The organism is Candidatus Limnocylindrales bacterium (genome assembly GCA_035559535.1).
Classification (GTDB): Bacteria; Moduliflexota; Moduliflexia; order Moduliflexales; family JAUQPW01; genus JAUQPW01.
Window position 1 is genome coordinate 22,636 of record DATMBG010000020.1, and the last position, 23,536, is coordinate 46,171.

Consider the following 23,536-nt stretch of genomic DNA (forward strand, 5'->3'; position numbering starts at 1 on the left):
AAGATAAATTAAGGACCCCTGAACTTTAACCCTGTAGAACCCTGCTGCCTGCAGACAGGTTGAAAGGTACGCTTTACTCTAAACGGGCTACTTCTGTGAAGCCCGGGTTCTCCGGGAGCTTCCCTTAAGAATCTAAAAAACTCCTTACCAAAGGAACAATCTCAGAGAGATGCTCTGCTACGAGAATCCCGGCTTCCTTAAACTTTTCAATCTTGGATCGAGTACTTCCTTTGGTTCCTTCCACGATTACAGCAGCATGTCCGAATCGAACGCCCGGCATCTCATCGGCAAAACGCCCGGCTACAAAAGCCACAATTGGCAGCGAAACCCTATGTTCGAGGACGTACTCGGCTAACCTTTCTTCGGCCGTTCCGCCCGGTTCGCAGAAGATAACGACTCCTCGGGTTTCCGGGTCTTTTTCAAATAACGGGAGCAAATCCAGAAAGTTAGATCCTACCACCGGGTCCCCACCGATACTCACGCAGGTACTCTGACCGATCCCATGAAGGGTAAGCAGATTTGCAATCTCGGTGGTCATCCCACCACTTCTAGACATAACCCCTATAGGCCCCGGTGAATAAGCCTTTCGAACATCTTCAGCAGGTCCTCCAATCATGCCGATTTTGATTCGATGGGGGGAAATGAGTCCTAAAGAGTTGGGTCCGATAATCCGGGCTCTCTTTTCCTCTGCATATTCTACCATTTCAATTACATCTCTTCGGGGAATCCGCTCGGTTACAATCACCAGGAGTTTAATATCATGATCCAAGGCTTCAAAGGCTGCACTCTTGGCAACCGAAGGAGGGACAGAAATGATAGAGGCAAATTGTGTTCTCTTCAAATTTTCCCTTTGTTCAGACCTTTCCAGGGCTTCCTGGACGGTATCATAGACGGGTACTCCGTAGACTTCAAGACCTCCTTTACCCGGAGTCACACCGGCTACCACCTTCGAGCCATAATCCAAAAGGTTCTTCGTAAAGGTAGCCGCTTCTCTCCCTGTAATACCTTGAACAATCAGACGGGTATTTTCGTCGGCTAGAATCATACCTACAAGGGGACGAAAGGCCAAAGGTGAAAGGGTAAAAATCCACTTTACCCTTTTACTTTTGACTTTTCCTCTTTTACTCTCATAACCGCACGCCGGGCCGCTTCATCAATAGAAACAGTTCGATCACAGTAAGGCACGCCGTATTTCTCGAGAATCTTAAACCCTTCCCTTTCCCAAGAACCTGGGACTCTAAAAACGGCAATGGCTTCAGAAGGGAGACGGCCGGATTCTATAACCCCTTTAATCACACCCCGGGCCACCAGATCAACCCGGGTATTGCTCACCACGTTCATGATAACTGCTATCTGTTTAACTCCAGGCTTGGAAAGAATCAGCTTGGTCAACTCACAGACTTTTCGGACGCTGGGATTGCCACCGATCTCACAATAATTGGCAGGCTTTCCTCCATGGTTTCGGATAGCATCGAAGGCAGTTAGACTGGCCCCTCCCCCTCCGATAATAAGACCCAATTCCCCCTCAAACTCGATCATCCGTCCGGCAACCCCCCGGTGATCCAGACTATCGATTCTGGCCGCCTCCCTTTCAAACTCTGTGGCTTGTCGGATTCCTGTATCCCGTCGTGGAATTCCGAAGACCCGTTCCAACTCCGGATGACGGTAAAGGGCATCCTCCTCAATTTCCAAATGACCATCCAAAGCCACCACTTCCCCCTGGCTTGTTCTACCCAAGGGGTTGATCTCGGCCAGGGTGGCATCATAGCGGATGAATATTTCGACCAGCTTGAATAAAACTTCTGAAACCTGTAAAAGCTCCTTTCCTTTGATCCCGGCTTTAGCCACCACCTCTCGGGCTTGATGCTCCAGGAAACCCCGGGTCAATTTAAAAACCCGGGTGATAATTTTTTCTCGTTCTACCTTTGCAAGCTCTTCGATATCCACTCCGCCTTCGACGCTAAATAAAACAAGGGGGGTTTTAGCCGTTGTATCGTAGGTAACTCCCAGGTAGTATTCCCGTTCCAGGGGAAGTTTTTCTTCGATTAAAAGTTGACGTACTTCGTATCCCCGTATCCCATTTCCCAATAGGCGGTTGGCCAGACTTTTTGCCTCGGTCCGGCCAGAAGCAAAGATCACCCCTCCCGCCTTACCTCTTCCTCCAGATGGAATTTGAGCCTTTAAAACCAAATCCCCTTCCTCTTGGATCTCTTCAGGGGAAGTTATTAAAACACCTCTGGGAATTCGAATGCCGTGATGCTGAAATATTTTTTTAGATTCATATTCAAGGAGTCGCATACCGTTTTTATAATGACCGCCTCCGGTTTTGTCAAATAGAAAACATGTCAAAATCCGGTTCATTGCATTCTATCCGGTTCGGTCTTATACTCTTATACGAAGATATTTTATTTTTGTGCCCTATCCCAGGTTATTTTAAAGGGAGGTTCCGGTCATTGGCCATCCAAAAGTTTTAAAGCCGAAAGCACTCAAAGAAGGAGATACCATTGGGATTATTGCCCCTGCCGGTCCTGTGGACAGAGAACGTCTTGAGCAAGGTGAGAGCGTTCTGAAGGAGATGGGATTCCGGGTCAAGTATGAACCCTCCATTTTGGAATCTTTTAGATATCTGGCCGGAGATGACCGACGTCGTGGTGAAGAGGTTAATCGAGCGTTTGCAGACCCGGAGATTCAAGCTATCTTTTGTGCTCGGGGAGGATACGGCTCCGCCAGGACTTTAGCATTTATCGATGAAGACCTCATCAAACGGAATCCTAAAATTTTTGTAGGATATAGTGACATTACCTCTTTTCTCCTTTATTTCTATAAAAGATGCTCCCTGGTTACCTTCCATGGACCTATGGTTACCATTGATTTATACCAATCCCCCACGGATAAGACCAGAACTTCCCTTCTTGGGGCTCTCACTTCCTCTGAAGGAACCGGTTTTGAACCGGTGAAGATGGATTCTGCCAATCTTAAAATTTTAAGAAAGGGTTGTGCCGAAGGAATCCTCCTGGGGGGATGTTTGTCTATTCTCATTCATAGTTTAGGAACCTGTTATGAACCGGACCTCCAGGATAAAATTTTATTTCTCGAAGATATTGATGAACCTCCTTACCGGATCGATCGCATGTTGACCCATTTGAAAAATGCCGGAAAACTCCAACGGGTTGCCGCCCTTGTCTTTGGAGAAATGAAACGCTGTCATCCTTCGGCTGAAGAAGGATTCCTTCTAGAAGAGGTTCTCTCTGAAGTTTTGCAGGACCTCCAGGTTCCTACCCTCTTTGGATTCCCCTCCGGGCACACTTCCGGGGATAATTTAACCCTCCCTATGGGAGTGAAAGCTCGGGTAGATGGCGATCGAGGTCAATTAATTATTTTAGAGTCTGGAGTAGTTTAACCGCCAGGATGTCAGGAACAGGATGCAGAGATCGGACAATCGGTATAAGGCCCCTAGGTCCTTGCGTCTTAGCGGGTTTAATTATATGAAAAATAAAACCTCCCCCTTTTTATTATTTTTTATAGCTACTTGTTTACTGGTTTCAACCCCCTACTCCTTTGCCCAGGAGCTACTTAAGTTTACACCGGTTACTCCTATTACGTTGGATAACGGGCTTACCGTCATCCTTAAAGAGAACCATACGGCTCCGGTAGCTACCCTGCGGATTTATGTGCGCACGGGAAGCATTTACGAACAAGAATATCTGGGGGCAGGTATTTCCCATCTATTCGAACACCTTATCGCCGGCGGAAGTACAACCACCCGAAGCGAAGAGGAGACCCGACAGATTTTGGATTCTATCGGTGGAAACGCCAACGCTTATACTACTAAAGATCACACTGCGTTTTTTGTTACGACTTCCCCCGATCATTTCGATACCGTCATCGAATTGATGGCCGATTGGATGCAAAACAGTACATTCCCTGAGAATGAATTCAACCGAGAATGGGGAGTTGTTCAGCGGGAGCTGGAACAAGATGAAGATGATCCCGAAAGTGTCCTCTACGATTTAGCATCGGCCAATATGTTTCGGGTTCATCCTGAGAAATATCCCATTATTGGATATAAGGAGATCCTTCAGAAACTGACCCGGGACGATGTCATTAAGTACTACAAAAGGATGTATTCGCCAGATAATATGATTGTAGTTGCCGTGGGAGATTTTAATAAGGATGAGGTTTTGGAAAAGATTAAGAAGGCCTTCCAGAACTTTGAAAGACGGTCCCTCCCGCCAATTACCCTTCCTGAGGAGCCTCCTCAGGTCAGTAAGCGGCTTATGGTTAAAGAAATGGATGTTCAGGTAGCCCTGGTTCGGATGGATTTTCGCACGGTTAATCTTCTCCATCCAGATCTGTATCCCCTGGACGTGTTAGATTTCATCCTCTCCCACGGAGAAAGTTCTCGACTTGTTAGAAAAATCAAGGGGGAACAGCAACTGGTTTATTCTCTTTCTACGGCCTCGTATACCCCTCATTATCGACCTGGAAACTTCATGATCAATATTTCCCTAGACCCTACCCATCTGGATGAAGCCCAAAATGCTATTTTGACCGAGCTTTATCGACTAAAAACCGAGTTGGTCACAGAAACAGAACTCCAAAAGGCAAAAAAACAAAAGATCAGCGATTATATCTTCGGCTTGCAGACCGTTGAAGGTCAGGCTACGGACCTGGGAATTAATATGCTCGGGGCTCTAGACCCTAATTTTAGCCAGAAATATATAGAAAACATCCAAAAAGTAACTGCAGAGGATATTCGCCGGGTGATGAACAAATACTTTTTCGACGATAACCTCTGTATTACCATGGTCGTTCCCAAAGCTAAACCCTCTGAGCCGGCAACCTCGAAAAAACCCCAAGAGAAACCGACGTCCTCTCCCATTAAGAAGGTAGTACTGGATAATGGAATGACCTTGCTGATCAAGCGCAATCCCGGCGTTCCACTGATATCTTTGCAGGCTTATTTTAAAGGCGGTTTGCTGGTTGAAAATGAGAAAAACAACGGAATCTCGAATTTTATGGCTGAAATGCTGTTAAAAGGAACGAAGACCCGAACTGCATTGGATATTGCCAGCTTTTTTGACTCTATAGGGGGAAGTATCGAGGCGAGTTCGGGTAATAATACTTTTTCAATTTCGGCCCTGATTTTGAGTTCAGATTTTGATCCGGCTTTAGAAGTATTGGCCGATATAATCCAAAATCCTTCTTTCCCTGTGGAGGAAATGGAAAAACTCCGAAAGATTCTTCTGGCTGATATCAAACGAATTGATGAGAACTGGGAGTCTGAGTCTGAAGCTTTTTTTAAGCAAAACTTTTTTGTAAAGAGTCCCTATCGCTATTTAGCCCTTGGATCCGAAGAAACGGTCAGTCGGCTTACCCGTCAAGACCTTCAGGAGTTTTATCGGACATTTTGTGTCCCCAATAACATGGTCCTGGCCATTTTTGGGGATATCGACCCACATCATGTGGAAGAGGCGGTCAAACGAGAGTTTTCAAACTTCGAGAAAAATCCATCTTTAAAATTTCCTGAGGTGCCCCCGGAACCCCCTCTGGATAAAAACCGGGAAGCCCATAAAACTACAGAAAAAACGGTTGCAGTGGTTTACCTTGGATATCGGGGTATGGATATTCGAAATACCAAGGATCGGGACCCCATGACGGTGGTCGATGCAATTATTTCGGGAATTGGATATCCCAGCGGCTGGCTCCATACCGAACTACGGGGTAAACAATTGGTTTATGTTGTTCACGCCTACAACTTCGCCGGCTTCATGCCGGGATTTTTCGCCATTTATGCAGCTACTCAACCGGATAAAGTCCAAGAAGTCGTTCAAATTATCCTGGAGAATATCCGAAAGATCAAAGAAGATCCCATAGATCCTGAGGAATTGGAACGGGCTAAAAGTGAAGCCATTATTGCCTATGGACTGGAACAGGAAACCAATGTAGATCAGGCCCGCGAGGCAGCTATCAATGAACTGGCCGGTCTGGGTTATAACTTTAATGATAACTATGCCCAACGAATCCGGGCCGTTACCCCAGAAGAGGTCAAGCGGGTAGTCCATACTTACTTTACCAACTATGTATTGACCATTACAGGTCCTAAGACGGATAAGTAAGGCCTCGGAAATCACCGGGTTACAAAAAATGTAACCGGTCTGACCATTTCCGTGCCAGGTGTTAACTTTAGAGGTAGAAGGCCTAAACGCCGGAATAAGGCTTAGCGGGGAGTGCGCCCCTCTGCCTCTCTCCTTCTCCATCCTTTCTGAAGCAGGTTTTTGGAGCCTCGCCCCTCCGACCCCCCTTCTTGGGGAAGGAAAGAGAGAGTGGGGACCCAGGCACCAGGATAAGAAGGTTAGCCCCAGCGGGACGACCTGTTTAACGGCTGGGGAGCTTGAAAAAATTCTGAATCCCCCGACTTGCATCGGGGACTACTAACTGTTCACCTCTGATGGGGCTTTTCAGCTTATCCAGGCCCATAGGGGGTTAGAGGGTGGAGCGCTGTGCCCTCGGGTAACAGATCAACTTTTTCTACCTTATCTTATCCTGGCGTTACAGGAGTAGGGGGCAACCTATGCTTTCAGGGATGGAAGGCCAGTACCTGAGCCTTCCCTGGAAAAGCGCTTGACAGAGTTTTCAATGTTATTAATTTAGGATTAGTAGGCTTTAGAATCTCTGTTAGGTAGAATAATCCAAACCCCTGGTCCTTACCTCAAAAAGGAAAAGAGGGGAGAAAAAAGAGGAGGATGACATGGCTTTAAAAATTGGAGATAAAGCGCCTGATTTCAAATTATTGGGAGTTGATCATAAAACCTATTCGTTGGATTCTTTCAAGGACAAAAAAATCGTGACGGTGATGTTTATTTGTGTACACTGCCCCTATGTCAGAGCCTGGGAGCCCCGCTTTTTACAGATTCAAAAGGATTATGCCGATAAAGGTGTAACCCTGGTCGGTATTACTTCCAACGATCCGGTTAAGTTTCCCGAAGACAGCTTTGAAAACACGGCAAAATGGGCCAAGGAAAAGGGATACAACTTCCCTTATTTGTACGACGAGGATCAATCGGTTGCCAGAGCTTACGGTGCAGAACGGACTCCTGAAGTTTTTGTTTTCGATGAAAAGAGAATTTTGCGCTATCATGGCCGGATTGACGACAATCATGAAGATCCCACCAAGGTTACGTCTCATTATCTCCGGGATGCTTTAGATGCCATATTGGCAGGAAAACCGGTTCCCATCGCCGAGACACAACCAGCCGGATGTACCATTAAATGGAAGTAAACCCATGGAACTCAATCAAAAAATTATTTTGATTACCGGGGCTTCTTCTGGAATAGGAAAAGATACGGCCATTGCAATGGCCGAGCGGGGAGCTCGGGTGATTCTTTGCGCACGTTCCGAAGATAAGCTTCAGCAGGTAGCAGCAACTATCCAACAGAAGGGAGGTTTTGCTCTACCTGTTCCCTTAGACGTAACCCGGCGTGCGGTTGTGGAAGATGCCGTTAATACGGTCCTGACCCGGTTGGGTCGTATAGACATCCTGGTGAATAATGCCGGAATCGGTTACTTTGGAACCCTGGTAGATATGCCTCTGGAGGCTATGGAAAAGGTCATGGCCGTAAATTTTTGGGGGGTTATCCACTGTACCCAGGCGGTCCTTCCTGCCATGATCCGGCAGAAATCCGGGCAGATCATCAATGTAGCCTCCGTGGCCGGAAAACGCGGAATCCCCGGCCTGGCAGTCTACTGCGCCAGTAAATTTGCCCTGGTAGGCTTGACCGAATCCCTCCGCGCTGAAGTAGCCGATTATGGAATTCAGGTTATTTTGATCTGCCCCACCTCTACCGATACCCCTTTTTTTGAAAACTCGGGTACCGACGGTAAAATACCCAATAAATCCAGAGGCCTCGGTATGATGAGCTCAAAAGCCGTCGCCGAAGCTATTGTAGAAGCCTCCATCAAAGGCAAGCGGGAAGTAGTTCTTTCAACCTCCGCTAAAGCCCTGTTAGCTATGAATACCCTTTTTCCAGGCCTGGTGGACTGGGGAATGCGAAAAGTACTTCAACGCCGATGAAAGAAGTGTGGGGGTATGGGGGTATGGAAGTGTGGGAGTGAGAAAAGTGTGGGGGTGTGGGAGTGAGAACTCCCACACTTCCATACCCCCACACTCCCATACTCCCATACTCCCATACCCCACACTCCCATACTCCCATACCCCCACACCTCTCCTGCTTACTTGGCTCCCACAAACTCCCTCAAGATATTGGTGACCAGGAATTGCACATTGGCAGGTCTTTCACCCAGTCTTCTCATGAAATAGGGAAACCATTCTTTGCCGAAGGGAATGTAAATACGAAGATTATACCCTTCTTTTATCAGTTTTTCTTGGAGATCACGCCGAATTCCGTAAAGCATCTGAAATTCAAATCGGTCAGGAGAAATTCGATTCGCCTTTGTAAATTCTTTGGCTATCTGAATAATGGCTTCATCGTGGGTTGCAATGGCCGGATAATTTCCCTCAGTTAAGAGCATCTTCATTAAGTGCACGTAGTTCTTGTCTACCTCCCGCTTATCTTGAAAAGCAATATGACCCGGCTCGCTATAAGCTCCTTTACAGAGTCGGACCCTGGCTTTTAGGGCAATGAGATCTTTAATATCTTTTTCACTTCGGTACAGATAGGCCTGAATAACAACTCCTACGTTGGTATACCCTTTCTCTCTGAGCAATCGGTACATATCCAAGGTGCGTTGGGTATAGGCAGAACTTTCCATATCGATCCTTACAAAGTTTTGATAAGCCCGGGCCTTATCCAGAATAGCCGTTAAATTATCCCAACATAACTTCCAATCAATATCTAATCCCATCTGAGTTAACTTCAGAGAGATATTGGAGTTGACTTTCACCTCGTCAATTTTTTCCAGAATCTGGATATAACGCATGGCCGCCTGTCTGGCTTCGACTTCCTGTGTAACATTTTCTCCCAGAGCATCTAATGTTGCCAGGAATCCCTTTTGGTTCAGATCCCGTACCACCTGGAGGGCTTCTTCCAGAGTTTCTCCTGCAATAAAACGTCGGGCAAATCCAGACTGCGGAGTCATCCCATAGCTGGTAATTATCTGACGGACTGTTTCATTACCGGCCAGGTAATGTAAAAACTTTCGAGATAATCCTGACATCATAAAATCCTTCGACCTCCTTACCCTTAATCTAGCATATCTTATGCCAGCTAACCAAAATTTCCTTCCATGTACAAAGTAACAAGGCCTCTATTATGCAGTTGATCTTCCCCCAAAAAGCCGTTTATTTTATGATATAGACAGAAGCCGGCGGTATATTTTTCATCTGAAAAAATCCTGTTTGCCTCATTCTTAAGCTCTATCTGTAAGGGTTGACTTAAAAATGGATCCGCGGCTTCGTGGTACCATAAACCCTTTGAGTTGTTACTGGTTAAAGAACCATCGTCCTCTTGCAAGGGCGACAAAGTTCTTTCCCACAGGTAACAGGACGTCAAGGTTATGAAAACTATCTCTTACCCTCCAGGTCCCAAACCTAAATTTCCAGGTAATCTCCTGTTGGCTTTTCGTCGTGATCCGACAGGGTTTCTGTTAGAAGCAGCCCGTAAATACGGGGATATTGTTTACTTTAAAATGGGACCTCAACCTGTTTTTTTATTGAATCATCCGGATTATATCAAAGATGTACTGGTTACCCACAATCGGAATTTTGCCAAAAGTCCCAGGCTCGCATTAGCCAAGAACCTGTTAGGAGAGGGTCTTTTAACCAGTGAAGGTGAGTTTCATCGTCGTCAGCGGCGACTTGCCCAACCAGCCTTTCATCGCCAGCGAATCGCAACCTATGCCAGGATTATGACCGATTACGGGGTGCGGATGCGGGAGCGCTGGCAGGATGGAATGACCCTGGACATAGCCCAGGAGATGATGGACCTGACCATGACCATTGTAGCAAAGGCCTTGTTTAATGCCGATGTTAAGTCTGAAGCCCAAGAGATCCGGGAGTCCTTGACGATTGCTATTGAATTGTTCAGTCGGGTTACCCTCCCCTTTGTGGAGTTGATCAACAAGCTTCCTCTCCCCAGCAATCGTCGTTTCTACAAAGCACGGGAATGCCTGGATAGGGTTATCTACGGAATTATCCGTGAGCGTCGGGCCCATGGAGGGGATCAGGGGGACCTCCTCTCCATGCTACTGCTGGCTCAAGATACGGAAGGGGACGGGGGAAGTATGACAGACTTGCAGTTGCGTGATGAGCTTATGACACTTTTTTTAGCCGGTCATGAAACAACGGCCAATGCATTGACCTGGACCTGGTATTTACTTTCCCAGCATCCCTCTGTAGAGGCAAAGTTCCATGCCGAACTCGATACCGTTTTAGCAGGGCGGCCCCCCACCGTCGAGGACCTTCCCCGGTTGAAATATACCGAGATGATTTTCTCTGAATCCTTGCGTGTTTATCCCCCTGCCTGGGTGATCAGTCGTCTCGTTCTCAATGATTACGAGGTGGGCCCCTATGTCATTCCGGCTAACTCCATCATTCTCATGAGCCAATACGTCATGCATCACGATCCTCGTTATTTCCCCGACCCCTTTGTTTTTGACCCGGAACGATGGACCCCTGAAGCTCAAGCTGAAAGACCCAAGTTCTCCTATTTTCCTTTCGGAGCGGGACCTCGACAGTGCATTGGAGAATCCTTTGCCTGGATGGAAGGAATTATGCTCCTGGCTACCCTGGGCCAAAAATGGAAAATGCGGCTTGTCCCGGGTCATCCCGTTGTACTTCAACCTTTGATTACGTTGCGATCCAGGTATGGGATGAAAATGACGCTGGAGCAACGCTGATCTCACCCACGCCAGGCCGTTATAAAGATATCAGGAGAGGAGAGCCCACGGACAAGGATCTATTGTCTTCCTAACCAGGTCCCAACCGACGCCTGTCGTAACAAGAGGTTTTCCGGACGTTTAGTCTGCATCCTTGACCTCCAGGCCACCCTAAAACCTGAAGAGCCTAAAGTGATTTTCACGTGAAATTAGTTGACAAGACATAAGGAAGTGAATAAGAGACTTAGAAAGGGTCCCGAGGACCAAAGAACCTCACCGTTTTGGTTTTATGCAGGCGAAACGTCTGTGTTTTATACCCTTTACAGTTAAAATTAAAACTATTTTCCTATCAAATAAAAGGAGAGATCAATGAAAATTACAGATGTTGTAACCATTCCCCTGAACTATCCTTTACCGACAACCCTTTATGATGCCAATTATGCCATGCCTACAAAACCTGCGCTGTTGGTAGAGGTACGAACCGACGAAGGGGTAACCGGAATCGGTGAAGCGGCCCATTTTGGAGGGCCTCTTATTTCTACGAAAGTTGTGATTGAAGAGGAGCTTAAGTATCACATTCTCGGGGAAGATCCGCTCCAGGTAGAATATCTGTGGGAGAAGATGCATCAGCGATCGTATAAGCATGCTCGAGGGGGTCTTCTTATTGCCGCCATGAGTGGAATCGATATTGCGTTGTGGGACATCAAAGGGAAAGTTGCAGGACTTCCCGTTTACAAGCTCCTGGGTGGCTATAACAACATAGTTCCGGCCTATGCAACAGGGGGGTTTTATGCCGAGGGGAAAGGAATTAAGGAGCTGGTTCAGGAAGTTGAGGGCTATGTAAAGCACGGATTTAAGGCAGTCAAAATGAAGGTAGGTCGAAATTCGAGCCTAAAAGTCGGATTTAATCCCTTGCGGGTCATGCCTGCACGGGGAGTCGCTGAGGTTACCCTGGAAGAAGACCTGGAGCGTGTCCGGGCCGTTCGGGAGGCGATCGGAAAGGATACCCTGCTGATGATTGATGCGAATGGGGCCTGGGATGTCCCAACGGCCATTCAAATGGGGCGTAAATTGGAACCTTATAATTTATACTGGTTTGAAGAACCGGTTTCCCCGGATGACATCCAGGGAAGTGCAAAGGTGGCTTCTGCGTTGGATATAGCCATAGCCGGATATGAAACTTGTAGCTATGGACGTTTCAGTTTTAAAGATTACATTACCTCCGGAGCTGTTCACTTTGTCCAGCCCGATATAGCCTGGTCTGGAGGGCTCACCGAATGTATGAAAATCGCTCACCTGGCCAGTGCCTGGAATCTCCCTGTAGCCCCTCATATCCACGGAGCGGCCGTGGTCGTGGCAGCGTCCCTCCACTATCTTGCAGCAATTCCCAATGCCACCATTGCCGAAATGGTCTTTCCGGCCCATCCTTTGATGGGAGACCTCGTGGATCATGCTCTAGATGTAAACAGAGAAGGTCATGTGGTACTATCTGACAAACCGGGCCTGGGAATAGAATTAAATCCAAAAGTTGTTGAAAAGTATCGGGTAGATAAATAAAACCAACCTGAATAGGGAAGTGCGGGAATTTCCCCACTTTCCTCCCTAGTTTTTATCCAAAATCAATCGACGTCCTTCCCGAAGGAGCTGGGTAAACACTGCCACAGATAAAGGCTTGCTAAAAAAATAACCCTGGATCTCATCACAGTGATGGGCTCGCAAGAAGGCCAATTGCTCTTCTGTTTCCACACCTTCGGCTATTACCCTTAGTTTCAGGCTGTGGGCAATATCAATAATCAACCTGGCGATGATGGCCCCGTCGGGATCTGTAGTAATATCCCGCACGAAGGACTGATCAATTTTCAAGGTATCCAATGAAAACCGTCTTAAATAGCTAAGCGAAGAATAGCCGGTACCAAAATCATCGATGGAGAGCTGAATTCCCATGGTTTTTAATTCCCGCAACTTCGTAAGAGTTGCTTCGGCATTTTCCATGATGGTACTCTCCGTCAGCTCCAGTTCCAAATAACGGGGATCAAGATCCGTTTCTTCTAATATCCGGGCTATGTTTTCGACTAAATTTTTTTGCTTAAAAAGACGAGCTGAGAGGTTAACGGCAACACGTACAGGTCGGAGATCCGCTTTTTGCCACGTCTTGGCCTGGATACAGGTTGAACGCAAGACCCACTCCCCCAGAGGTACGATCAATCCTGTTTCTTCCGCCAATGGAACAAACTTCATCGGAGAGATGAGCCCTTGCGTAGGATGCTGCCAGCGCACCAGAGCTTCTGCCCCAACGATCTGCCCTGTCTGGAGACTCAACTGGGGCTGGTAGTAGAGAATAAGCTCGTTTCTTTCCAATGCACGGCGTAAACTACTTTCCATGACCAACCGTTCCAGGGCTTTGGCATGGATGGTCGACGTATAAAGCTGGTAATTATTTTTACCCTGGAGCTTGGCGCGATGAAGTGCAGCATCTGCATTTTTGATTAAAACTTCTGCCGTTTCTCCATCGGATGGATAAAAGCTTACACCCATGCTAACCGTAATACGAAATTCATGATTATCAAGATTGAAGGGAGGCTCGATAACTTTGAGGATTCTTTGGGAAATTTTTTCTAAGTTCTGCACCTGACCGATTCCCGGAAGCAACAACAGAAACTCACCGTTCCCCAGGTGGGCCAAAGTGTCTCCTTCTCCCAGACAACGGGTAAGTCGTTGGGTAATTTCTCGTAAGAGCCGATCGCCAAGGACATACCCCAAGGTATCGTTGATGGTCTTGAATTGATTCAGATGCAGGGACATAACAGCTAATTCTTGCTGGGTACGATGGGCATGGGCTAATGCCTGGGTCAGGCGATCATTGAATAGAGTCCGGTTAGGCAACCCGGTTAAAGCATCATAATAGGCTAGATGACGGATCGTTTCTTCATCCAGCTTACGGTCGGTAATATCCCGGAGGGTAAGGACAACCCCTTTTATATTCGGGTCCTGGAGGAAATGGTTAAAGGTGGCTTCAAGAAAACGCCACAAACCGTTTCGATGCCGACATCGTAACTCAATACCTGTAACCCTACCAGATTGTCCGGGTTCCTGCCTCAAAACAACTGAAAAGCGTGAAACATCCTCTGGATGGATATACTCAAGAAAGTTCTTTCCGACCAACTCTTCGGGTTTATAGCCAAGGATACGTTCAACGGAGGGACTTTTATACTTGACGATTCCATTGGCATCCAGAATGGAAACTATATCCGATACGTACTCGATTAGGGTACGAAAGCGATTCTCGTTTTCACGAAGAGCCTGCTTTATCTTACGTTGTACATGACGCTCATGAACTACCCGCAACTCCCGTTCAATAGCGGGAACCAGCCTTGCCAGCTCACTCTTTTTAAGATAATCCCGGGCTCCGACTCTCATAACGGCTAAGGCCTGATCCTCATGGGTATCATCAGATACAACAATAAGAGGCAGATCAAGCTTCCTCTCCTTTAAAAGGGCTAAGGTGTTAGAAATATCCAATCCAGGTAAAAAACAATTGGCAATGACTACATCCCAGGTCGACTTACTTAGCGCAATATCCATGGCTTCTGGCGTATTTACCCACTCAAAATCAGGTTCATAACCTCCCCGTTGGAGCTCTTGGATCAATAAGGCCACGTCAATCTCAGAATCCTCAACCACTAATACCCGAAGTAATCTGTTCATTTTTTAAACCTCAAAGTTATCTTATAAAATCTCAACCCTTATACTTCCTTCCATTTCATCTTGACCTGGAGTCCGGACCTTTGTACCAGCCTTTTGGCAAGCTGGTCGACCTTTGAATAGATCTCCTCTTCCTTGATTCTTGTGAATTTTCCCCCTTCCAAAACTATTTCTCCGTCAATAAGCACGGTATCTACACTATGTCCACTTACCGAATAAATCAGGTTATTGATGGGGTGAAGAAGGGGCTGCCATTCGATATGACGGGTATCAAAAAGAACCAGGTCGGCCTTTTTTCCCACCTGGATAGAACCAACCTGATCTTGCATCAACAAGGCCCTGGCTCCATGAAGAGTGCCCATTTCCAGAGCGGTTTCGGCCGGAATCTGATTAACATCCATGCGACTATCTTTATAGAGGGTGGCCACCAGGTACATCATGCGGCACATATTAAAATGGTTGGAACCATTACCACTATCTCCTCCCAGGGCCACACAAATACCTTTGTCCAGCATTTCGGGGAAACGGCCGTGTCGGGTAATTCCCTTCATGTGGCGCAAGGCAGCCGTAGGACAATGAACTACACTCACCTGGTATTGTCGGAGGAGTTCCAGATCCCTCTCCTGGATATAAACCATATGAACGAGTTTAACATTTTTATCTAAAACTCCTAATTCTTCCAAATGAGAAACGGGAACGGTATCTTTGGTGCCCGAAGCCGGATCTGTGGCCAGATGCATCATGCTAAAGCCAACTCCATAGGAATCTGCCAGGCTTTTAGCCCCCTTTATCAATTCATCGGAGACGGTTCCGATTCCCAGAATAATAGGCCAGGCTAAAATCCTGGCCTCACGGCCATTGGGATGATTCCGGTTACGATTAATTTGAGATAACAGAGCTTCATTTTGTCTCAAAGCTTCTTCTGTTGTCTGCCTCATTCGAGGGGGAGCCTGGGGTAAATCCCAGGTCCAGCGTCCCACAATCCCTCGGATCCCAATATCTTCCGCCGCTTGTACCACACTTCCTACATCAAAAAGGGTTCCGGCCTCACAGAAGGTCGTGGTTCCAGTCCGGATCATCTCGATAAAGGCAAGCATGGCGGAGTAGTATTCCTCTTCGGGAGTTAAGATGGAATAAACCGGAAAAAGCCACTCCGGGAGCCAGGCATGAAGAGGGGCATCGTCTGGAACTAAGCCTCGGATAATATGCTCGGAGAGATGAACATGGGCATCGACAAATCCCGGAAGAATAACCTTTTCCCTGGCATCCAGGACCCGGTCCGCTTGAAATTTCCGCCGAATTTCCTCGGACTTTCCCACAGCCACTATTCTATTACCCTCGATGGCAATACTTCCATTTGGAATAATCCGTCTTTCGGTATCCAACGTTACCAACAGGCCATTTTCAATGAGTAAAGTTTTAGCAGGCATGGAATCGGACTCCCGTTTTTATAATTTCTCAAAAGCCTCTGCAGCAGCGGCAAGAGTTTTCTCGATATCCTCCTCGGTATGGGCTGCCGAGACAAAACCGGCTTCGAATTGTGAAGGGGCAAAATAAATGCCACGTTCCAACATCAATCCGAAATACCTGGCATATCTTTTCGTATCGGAAGTTTTAGCTGTCGCATAATTGGTTACCGGAGTGTCCGTGAAAAAGAGGCACATCATCGAGCCGACCCGGGTGGTATAAACAGGAACTCCGGCCTTAGCTGCGCATTCTTGAAGACCCTGGGCCAGTCGGGCAGATTTTTCTTCCAGATCCTTATAAAAACCGGGTTGAGAAATAATCTTAAGGGTTTCAATTCCGGCGGTCATGGCCAGGGGATTCCCGGAGAGGGTTCCTGCCTGATAAACCGGACCGAGGGGAGCTACTTTTTCCATGATTTCCCTTTTCCCTCCATATGCCCCAACCGGAAGTCCTCCTCCAATAATCTTTCCCAAACAGGTCAGGTCTGCCTGGACTCCATAGAGCTCCTGGGCTCCCCCCCAGGCAACCCGAAATCCTGTAATGACTTCATCAAAAATCAGGACGATACCCTGTTCTAAAGTTAACTCTCGAAGACCTTCTAAAAATCCCTTAGCCGGTGGAATTACTCCTACATTTCCCGCAATAGGTTCTAAAATAATGGCTGCGATCTCACCCCGATTGGCCTCGATGACCTGTTTGACCGCATCCAGATTGTTATAGGGAACGGTCAGGGTGTGTTTTGCATAGTCTGCCGGTACTCCCGGGCTATCCGGGATCCCTAAGGTTAAAACTCCTGACCCTGCCTTAACCAGTAACCCATCGGAATGACCGTGATAACAGGCCTCAAACTTGATAATTTTATCCCGACCTGTAAATCCTCGAGCCAGCCGAATGGCACTCATGGTCGCTTCGGTTCCAGAGTTAACCATACGAACCAGCTCCATGGAAGGAAACGCCTGGGTCACCATCCGGGCCAGAGTGACTTCCAGTTCTGTGGGAGCTCCATAACTGGTTCCCCGTTCACAGGCTTCCTTTAAAGCCGAAACGATCTGGGGATGAGCATGCCCTAAAATCATAGGCCCCCAGGATCCCACATAATCGATATATTCCTTACCGTCTACATCATAAATCTTGGAACCCTGAGCCCGCTGAATAAATCGAGGGGTTCCTCCAACGGCCTTAAAAGCCCTTACCGGACTGTTAACGCCTCCGGGAAGATATTTTTGGGCCTCTGCAAATAATATTTCAGATTTGGTCATCGGCTCATGGTCCGTTGTCCGTCCTCTATTGTCCATAAATGGTTCATAACATTTAATCATTATAAAGAGACGGTTAAAGCCGGAATTAAGACTTTGTAATGAACAATGGACAACGGTCAACGGATGAATTATCACTCCTCAACCTCTAAATTAAACAACTTTTGAACTGCCTGAATATAGACGGAACCTTCATCGGTGTAAGAGAGTTTTTTCAAAGCCACCAAAGGGTCGTGGAGAATTTTATTGGTAATGAGATTGACCATAATTTGGATTTTTTCCAGATCTTTTTGGGAAAGACTTTTCAGCTCCGGCAATCGTCGTTCCAGTTCCGTTCTGCTAATGGTCTCAATCTTTTTCCGTAAAGCTTTAATAGTCGGAACGGCGTCCTGGGCTTTGAGCCATTTGGAAAATTGAAGAACTTCTTGCTGGATAATCTCTTCAGCCCGTTGAGCTTCTTTGGCCCGCTCTCGAATATTGGCTTCGACCACCGCCTGCAGGTCATCGATGTCGTAGAGATAAACATTATCCAGTTGATTAATATCCGGGTCCAGATTTCGAGGTACCGCAATATCAATCAAGAACATGGGGCGATTCTTCCTCAATGAAAGAAGTGCTTTGATATCCTCGTACTTTAAAAGATAATGGGGAGATCCCGTAGAACTGATGACAATATCTATCGTGATCAGAGCTTCTGAGATCCGATCAAACGGAATAGCCGTTCCTTGAAAAGCCTTAGCCAGCTCAACTGCTCGCTCGTAGGTTCGATTGGTTACAAGAACCCTTTGAACCCCTTCTGAAATGAGATGGCGTACAGCCAGCTCACCCATTTCACCGGCTCCGATGATCAAGACTTGCTTATCCTGGAGGCTTCCAAATATTTTTTTGGCTAATTCGACGGCAGCAAAGCTAACCGAAACGGCATTCCTGGAAATCCCGGTTTCTGTGCGAACGGCTTTAGCAACTTTGAAAGCCTTATGCATCAGGGTGTGTAAGAAAAAACGGGTGGTATTACTTTCACAGGCTATTTTATAAGCTGCTTTCATTTGGCCTAGAATCTGAGGCTCTCCCAAGATCATGGAATCTAAACTGGAAGCAACCCGGAAAATGTGGGCCACCGCCTGATCTCCTTCATAAACATACAAATATTTTTCCAGAACAGACCTCTCTACCTGCTGATAGGTTGCAAGAAATTCTTTGACCGTTCTGATTCCTTCCTCTGTAGAAGAAACCACCGAATAAATCTCTACCCGGTTACAGGTGGAAATAATAAAATTTTCCAGAATTCCCTTGGCCTGATGCAATTGGGTGAGCGGCTTTTCCAGCTCTTTATCAAAGAAGGCCAATTTCTCCCGAATCTCTACGGGAGCTGTTCGGTGATTAAGTCCTACAACGATGATATTCATGTTATATTTTACGTTTCAAGTTTTAAAAAAGATGTAATCTTCTCTCAGAAAAATAATAAATCGCCATGAAAGTAATCAAAATGTAAGAGAATCCCAGAATGGTCAAATAAGAAGCCTTTCTTCCTCTCCAACCTGCCGTAACTCGGGCATAGATAAGGATGGCATAAATAATCCAGACAATAATGGCAAAAATAGTCGTCGGATCCCGGCTGAGGGGATTTACACCTCTAAACTTGGCCCAAATGGCTCCAATGATAATGGCTAATGTCAACAAGGGGAATCCAATCAACAAGGCTTGATAGCTTAAATTATCCAGAATTTCTAGAGAAGGAAGCCGATAATAAAGCGCCCCCGGTTTTTTTGACTTGAGCTGTCGCTCCTGAATAAGATACATGACGGCCGCACAGGAGGCAATGGCAAAAACTGCATAACCCAGAATGGCTACCACGGCATGAAGACCGATCCAGTAACTCTGGACGGCAGGGAGTGAAGTCTTCCCCTCCGGCAGTGAATAGGCATAGATGAACAGCATAAAAGCAATGGGAATAACAAAAGCCCCCAAAACGGGAATATGGTACTTAAGATCGACAATCAAAAATACCAGAATCGTGGCCCAAATAAAAAGAAAGAGAGTCTCTTTGGAATTGGAAAAAGGGGAGATCCGAATAATGGTAAATTTAAATAAGATGGTAATGGTATCTAACGTAAAACTTACCACCGTCAATGCCGTAGCAAGCCGGGCCAAAAAGGGCTTTTTCGTAACAAGAAAAGAAAGATAACCCAGGGTCGCCAAAAAGAAGATAACTAAGAGAATCTCGAATAAAAAAAAGTTTATGATGTGAGTGGTATCCATACGCGAGTTAATAAGGCCAGTAAAAGGCGTATTTTTTATCGATAGCCTCTTTGATGGCGGCCAGGGAATAACCTTTTCCCTTCATTTCATACGCCTCCAGCGTAATAGACCGACAGATCTCTCAACCTGCAGAATGGGTATCCACATAACAATCTAAATTATTCTGATGGTGATGGGTCCTATAACATCCACAATAACAGGGCAGGTTTTCGACCAGCTCCGGATCTGCCTGGGCAATCTGATAAGCTAAAGCTGTTTTATCGGTAAACAGAGTCGGAGATAAGGTCTTGGGTCGAGGAGATCGAGGTATGGCCGGCAGGCTAAACCCGGTCCGTTTTTCGGTCCTGAAACCAGAAGCCGACCGGAATCGCATCCCCAGAAGGAAATATATATCAACGCCAACAATCAAAATCAATAAAAAGATCAACGCTACCACGGCAGAACGGCTCGCAGCCAACCGGTCCAAGAAGTTCTTTTTCGGTTTCCCAGGATTTTGAGTATTCTCCTCCATGTAAAAATCCTCTTTCTTAGAGGTTATCTCATCAACCTTATAAGTTCCTTAAAAGCTTTAATCGCGTCCCAAAGATTTCGTTAATATTTTATTACAAGCCTTGCAAACAAAGCAAGAAATATTTTAACAACTGAAATATTACAGCCGGGAATCAAGAAATCTCGAGAAAGAATCTTTATTTTTTTCATTCTCAATGATTCGGACAATCCAGAAGATCGGCAAAAGAATTGTCGGGTTGGGGTGGTGAGGGATACCTGCCATTGAAAAAAAATAAAGACCTCGAAGGTTTTGAAAAACCTTCGAGGTCTTTCGTCTGAATGGATATTCTATCCCGGTATTAGGCCTTGCGGAACACCATTTCCCTTCGGGTCGGGTCTGCGTCGACTATGATTTTATCTCCTTCGGAGAAGGTACCTTCCAGAACTTTCATAGCCAGGGGGTTTTGGATAAGGTTCTGAATGGCACGTTTTAGAGGTCGTGCTCCATAAGTCGGATCATAACCCACTTCGGCTAAGAGTTCTTTAGCCCTGTCGGTCAATTGAATTTCGATCTTTCTCTCTGCCAGGCGTTTCTTGAGATTCTCGACCTGGATCTCAATGATGGCCTTCAGGTGCTCCCGAGTCAATCCGTGGAAGATGATGATCTCATCGATTCGGTTAAGAAACTCCGGTTTAAAATGTGCACGCAGAGCTTCCAACACCCGACGTTTCATTTCCTCATAGTCTTTAGTTCCCAGATCCTGGATCCACTGACTTCCGATATTGGAGGTCATAATGATGACGGTATTTTTAAAATCCACCGTACGACCCTGACCATCGGTCAAGCGGCCATCGTCTAAGATCTGTAAAAGAATATTGAAAACCTCGGGGTGGGCTTTCTCGATTTCATCAAAGAGGATGACCGAATAAGGTCGTCTCCGAACGGCTTCGGTCAGGTAACCCCCTTCTTCATAGCCCACATAACCTGGAGGAGCTCCGATCAAACGGGCCACAGAGTGTTTCTCCATGAATTCGGACATATCGATCCGTACCATGGCCTGTTCATTATCAAAGAGGAATTCGGCCAGAGCCCGGGCAAGTTCTGTTTTACCCACTCCGGTAGGGCCTAAGAAGATGAACGAACCCGTAGGCCGATTGGGATCCTGAAGCCCTGCCCGGGCCCGACGAACGGCATTGGAAATAGCCCGGATGGCATCCTCCTGGCCTACCACCCGTTTTTTCAACCGTTCCTCCATCTTAACCAGTTTTTCCCGCTCTCCTTCCATCAATTTGGAAACCGGAATACCCGTCCATTTAGCAATGACCTCGGCAATATCCTCGGCATCAACTTCTTCTTTAAGCATTTTCTGTTTCTTTTGGAGTTCATTGAGCTGTCGGGTTTCTTCGGCCAATTCCTTCTCTAAATTGGTCAGGACTCCGTATTTCAATTCTGCCGCTTTACCTAAATCCCCACGCCGTTGAGCCTGCTCTATTTCCATTTTGGTTTGTTCGATTTGCTCATTGATCCGGCTGATCTTCTGGATATGTTCTTTTTCCTTCTGCCAATGGGCCTTCATCTCCACCAGTTTCTCATTCAATTCGGCAATCTCCCGGTTAAGTCGCTCCAGTCGTTCTAAGGAAGATTTATCTTTTTCTTTCTTCAAGGCTTCCCGCTCGATTTCATGCTGCATAATCCTCCGCTGAACCTCATCGATCTCTGTGGGAAGACTATCAATTTCGATTTTTAAGCGGGATGCCGCTTCGTCGATGAGATCGATGGCCTTGTCGGGAAGGAACCGATCGGTGATATACCGATGGGATAAGGTTGCTGCGGCTACCAGGGCCGAATCGGTGATCCGGACCCCGTGATGGACCTCATACCGTTCTTTGAGCCCTCGGAGGATCGCAATGGTATCTTCTACACTGGGTTCGCCTACAAAAACAGGCTGGAAGCGTCGTTCCAGGGCGGCATCTTTCTCGATATACTTCCGATATTCATCCAGGGTTGTGGCGCCTATACACCGGAGTTCTCCACGGGCCAGGGCCGGTTTTAACATGTTGGAAGCATCCACAGCTCCCTGAGCCGCTCCAGCTCCCACCAGGGTATGGAGTTCATCGATGAAGAGAACAATAGAGCCTTCAGCTTCGGTGATTTCTTTCAGAAGGGCTTTTAACCGATCTTCAAACTCACCCCGATACTTCGTCCCGGCGATCATAGCCCCCAAATCCAGAGCTATCAGACGCTTGTCCTTCAAACTTTCCGGAACATCTCCACTGACGATACGCTGGGCTAATCCTTCTACAATAGCCGTTTTACCTACTCCGGGCTCTCCAATCAGAACGGGGTTATTTTTGGTACGTCGCGAAAGAACCTGAATCACCCGACGAATCTCATCGTCTCGACCGATCACGGGATCTAATTTTCCTTTCCGGGCCAGTTCGGTTAAGTCTCTTCCATAACGGGCCAGGGCCTGATACTTTTCCTCCGGGTTTGGATCGGTGACCCGCTGTGACCCCCGAATACTGACAAGGGCTTTAAAGATGTTATCTCGGGTAACTCCCTGATCCCGTAACAAAGTTCCGGCAGCGCCTTGTTTCTCGGCAGTGATGGCAATCAGCAAATGTTCGGTGCTGATGTATTCGTCTTTGAGTCGATTTGCTTCCTCGGCCGCAGTATCAAAAACCTGTTTTAACCGCGGGGCGATATAAGCCCCTACTTCTCCACCGTAGACTTTAGGAACTTTGTTGAGATGATCCTTTAACCGTTCTGCAATCAGTTGAGGGTTTGCTCCTAGTTTCTGGAGGATGGGAAGTACGACCCCTTCCGATTGTTCGAGGAGTGCCAACAACAGATGTTCGACGTCAATCGTCTGATGCTGATACTTCTCGGCAAGGATTTGGGCTTGCTGAACTGCTTCTTGAGCTTTTACAGTAAATTTATCAAAACGCATGAGTTTTATTTACGACCGATGAAACGAGTATGAGGAAAACCCTTCCTTCGCTCTCTTGCCTCATCTATCGTAAATTGTTTCAAACAACGTATAATCTTTTACGGAACTTCCTAAGATAGCTATAAAATTACCTTTTAAACATCCAATGATAGAAATCCATAAGAAGATCCGTCAGGTCCCCTTATCCGAGGAGTTCTCCTGTCTAATCTAAAAATAATATAAAATTTGAGTGTATCTTTATCAAGGTATTTGATAATATTTTTACAGGCCCGATTTTCCTTCGGTAAAAAACAGATTCTGCTCCGATGTCGTAAATTCTATTTTACTTCATAAAGTCGGCCTGTTAAATTTAATCCCCCGAAAGGAGGTAACTGCAATAATTTAGCAGGTGTCACTTTTTTCTGTCTGAGCACCTCCCAATTCCCCCTCAAGGGAGCTTATCTTTACCCACATTTTTCGATTTGGGAGGATGGGTTCAAAACGGTTAGTAGGTCAACCGTCCCGGTTGACCCACCTTGCAAAAAGAGGGAGCTTGCCCTCACGAAGGAGATTCAATGCATTTCGCTACTCAACCA

17 protein-coding genes are annotated in these 23,536 nt (G+C 46.6%); 6 read left to right on the top strand and 11 right to left on the bottom strand.

The window, feature by feature from the left end; translation table 11 throughout:
- Positions 1-124: 124 nt before the first annotated feature.
- The gene (locus tag VNM22_05825; protein ID HWP46661.1) at positions 125-1,045 is read right to left on the bottom strand and encodes a succinate--CoA ligase subunit alpha; all 921 of its coding nucleotides are present in this window, start codon (positions 1,043-1,045) and stop codon (positions 125-127) included.
- Positions 1,046-1,092: 47 nt separating this feature from the next.
- Positions 1,093-2,361, bottom strand: coding sequence for an ATP-grasp domain-containing protein (locus tag VNM22_05830; protein HWP46662.1), 1,269 nt, complete (start codon positions 2,359-2,361; stop codon positions 1,093-1,095).
- A gap of 151 nt (positions 2,362-2,512) precedes the next feature.
- Here VNM22_05830 and VNM22_05835 point away from each other — a divergent pair, with 151 nt between their 5' ends.
- From VNM22_05835 to VNM22_05850, 4 genes are all read left to right on the top strand, one after another.
- Positions 2,513-3,400 carry an LD-carboxypeptidase gene (locus VNM22_05835; protein HWP46663.1) on the top strand — a complete coding sequence of 296 codons (888 nt, stop codon included), beginning with the start codon at positions 2,513-2,515 and terminating at the stop codon, positions 3,398-3,400.
- Positions 3,401-3,485: 85 nt separating this feature from the next.
- Positions 3,486-6,119 carry a pitrilysin family protein gene (locus VNM22_05840; protein HWP46664.1) on the top strand — a complete coding sequence of 878 codons (2,634 nt, stop codon included), beginning with the start codon at positions 3,486-3,488 and terminating at the stop codon, positions 6,117-6,119.
- Between the two features lie 632 nt (positions 6,120-6,751).
- Positions 6,752-7,282: a thioredoxin family protein gene (locus tag VNM22_05845; protein HWP46665.1), complete on the top strand. Its 531-nt coding sequence runs from the start codon at positions 6,752-6,754 to the stop codon at positions 7,280-7,282.
- 4 nt (positions 7,283-7,286) lie between these two features.
- On the top strand, positions 7,287-8,075 hold the full coding sequence (locus VNM22_05850; protein ID HWP46666.1) for an SDR family oxidoreductase: 789 nt from the start codon (positions 7,287-7,289) through the stop codon (positions 8,073-8,075).
- Here the strand turns inward: VNM22_05850 and VNM22_05855 are convergent.
- Together VNM22_05855 and VNM22_05860 are read right to left on the bottom strand one after the other, a co-directional pair.
- The gene (locus VNM22_05855; protein HWP46667.1) at positions 8,063-8,206 is read right to left on the bottom strand and encodes a hypothetical protein; all 144 of its coding nucleotides are present in this window, start codon (positions 8,204-8,206) and stop codon (positions 8,063-8,065) included. The genes VNM22_05850 and VNM22_05855 overlap by 13 nt on opposite strands.
- A gap of 27 nt (positions 8,207-8,233) precedes the next feature.
- Positions 8,234-9,181 (bottom strand): proline dehydrogenase family protein, encoded by a 948-nt coding sequence (locus VNM22_05860; protein HWP46668.1) that lies wholly within the window; start codon positions 9,179-9,181, stop codon positions 8,234-8,236.
- A gap of 336 nt (positions 9,182-9,517) precedes the next feature.
- Between VNM22_05860 and VNM22_05865 the strand changes: the two genes are divergently transcribed.
- Positions 9,518-10,858: a cytochrome P450 gene (locus VNM22_05865; protein ID HWP46669.1), complete on the top strand. Its 1,341-nt coding sequence runs from the start codon at positions 9,518-9,520 to the stop codon at positions 10,856-10,858.
- A 348-nt stretch (positions 10,859-11,206) separates the two neighbouring features.
- Positions 11,207-12,394, top strand: a complete 1,188-nt coding sequence (locus VNM22_05870; protein HWP46670.1) for a mandelate racemase/muconate lactonizing enzyme family protein — start codon at positions 11,207-11,209, stop codon at positions 12,392-12,394.
- Positions 12,395-12,439: 45 nt separating this feature from the next.
- Here VNM22_05870 and VNM22_05875 read toward each other — a convergent pair whose 3' ends face one another.
- The 7 genes from VNM22_05875 to clpB all read right to left on the bottom strand — a co-directional run bounded on the left by VNM22_05875 (position 12,440) and on the right by clpB (position 22,961).
- Entirely contained in the window at positions 12,440-14,542 is a 2,103-nt protein-coding gene (locus VNM22_05875; protein ID HWP46671.1) for an EAL domain-containing protein, read from the bottom strand.
- Positions 14,543-14,580: 38 nt separating this feature from the next.
- Complete coding sequence (locus VNM22_05880; protein ID HWP46672.1) at positions 14,581-15,969, bottom strand: amidohydrolase; 1,389 nt, start codon at positions 15,967-15,969, stop codon at positions 14,581-14,583.
- Positions 15,970-15,987: 18 nt separating this feature from the next.
- Positions 15,988-17,301: a glutamate-1-semialdehyde 2,1-aminomutase gene (hemL, locus tag VNM22_05885; GenBank protein HWP46673.1), complete on the bottom strand. Its 1,314-nt coding sequence runs from the start codon at positions 17,299-17,301 to the stop codon at positions 15,988-15,990.
- Between the two features lie 95 nt (positions 17,302-17,396).
- Positions 17,397-18,668: a glutamyl-tRNA reductase gene (gene hemA, locus VNM22_05890; protein HWP46674.1), complete on the bottom strand. Its 1,272-nt coding sequence runs from the start codon at positions 18,666-18,668 to the stop codon at positions 17,397-17,399.
- Positions 18,669-18,690: 22 nt separating this feature from the next.
- Positions 18,691-19,521 (bottom strand): cytochrome c biogenesis protein CcsA, encoded by an 831-nt coding sequence (ccsA, locus tag VNM22_05895; GenBank protein ID HWP46675.1) that lies wholly within the window; start codon positions 19,519-19,521, stop codon positions 18,691-18,693.
- 7 nt (positions 19,522-19,528) lie between these two features.
- The gene (locus VNM22_05900; protein ID HWP46676.1) at positions 19,529-20,032 is read right to left on the bottom strand and encodes a CYCXC family (seleno)protein; all 504 of its coding nucleotides are present in this window, start codon (positions 20,030-20,032) and stop codon (positions 19,529-19,531) included.
- 337 nt (positions 20,033-20,369) lie between these two features.
- Complete coding sequence (gene clpB, locus VNM22_05905; GenBank protein HWP46677.1) at positions 20,370-22,961, bottom strand: ATP-dependent chaperone ClpB; 2,592 nt, start codon at positions 22,959-22,961, stop codon at positions 20,370-20,372.
- Positions 22,962-23,536: the final 575 nt, after the last annotated feature.

Bases quoted from the DNA above. Each gene is read 5' to 3' on its own strand.
- VNM22_05860 (HWP46668.1), bottom strand. From the start codon at position 9,181: ATGATGTCAGGATTATCTCGAAAGTTTTTACATTACCTGGCCGGTAAT.
- VNM22_05875 (HWP46671.1), bottom strand. From the start codon at position 14,542: ATGAACAGATTACTTCGGGTATTAGTGGTTGAGGATTCTGAGATTGAC.
- VNM22_05825 (HWP46661.1), bottom strand. From the start codon at position 1,045: ATGATTCTAGCCGACGAAAATACCCGTCTGATTGTTCAAGGTATTACA.
- VNM22_05850 (HWP46666.1), top strand. From the start codon at position 7,287: ATGGAACTCAATCAAAAAATTATTTTGATTACCGGGGCTTCTTCTGGA.
- VNM22_05870 (HWP46670.1), top strand. From the start codon at position 11,207: ATGAAAATTACAGATGTTGTAACCATTCCCCTGAACTATCCTTTACCG.
- VNM22_05845 (HWP46665.1), top strand. From the start codon at position 6,752: ATGGCTTTAAAAATTGGAGATAAAGCGCCTGATTTCAAATTATTGGGA.
- VNM22_05865 (HWP46669.1), top strand. From the start codon at position 9,518: ATGAAAACTATCTCTTACCCTCCAGGTCCCAAACCTAAATTTCCAGGT.
- VNM22_05855 (HWP46667.1), bottom strand. From the start codon at position 8,206: ATGGGAGTGTGGGGTATGGGAGTATGGGAGTATGGGAGTGTGGGGGTA.
- hemL (HWP46673.1), bottom strand. From the start codon at position 17,301: ATGGACAATAGAGGACGGACAACGGACCATGAGCCGATGACCAAATCT.
- VNM22_05840 (HWP46664.1), top strand. From the start codon at position 3,486: ATGAAAAATAAAACCTCCCCCTTTTTATTATTTTTTATAGCTACTTGT.
- clpB (HWP46677.1), bottom strand. From the start codon at position 22,961: ATGCGTTTTGATAAATTTACTGTAAAAGCTCAAGAAGCAGTTCAGCAA.
- VNM22_05830 (HWP46662.1), bottom strand. From the start codon at position 2,361: ATGAACCGGATTTTGACATGTTTTCTATTTGACAAAACCGGAGGCGGT.
- hemA (HWP46674.1), bottom strand. From the start codon at position 18,668: ATGAATATCATCGTTGTAGGACTTAATCACCGAACAGCTCCCGTAGAG.
- VNM22_05880 (HWP46672.1), bottom strand. From the start codon at position 15,969: ATGCCTGCTAAAACTTTACTCATTGAAAATGGCCTGTTGGTAACGTTG.
- ccsA (HWP46675.1), bottom strand. From the start codon at position 19,521: ATGGATACCACTCACATCATAAACTTTTTTTTATTCGAGATTCTCTTA.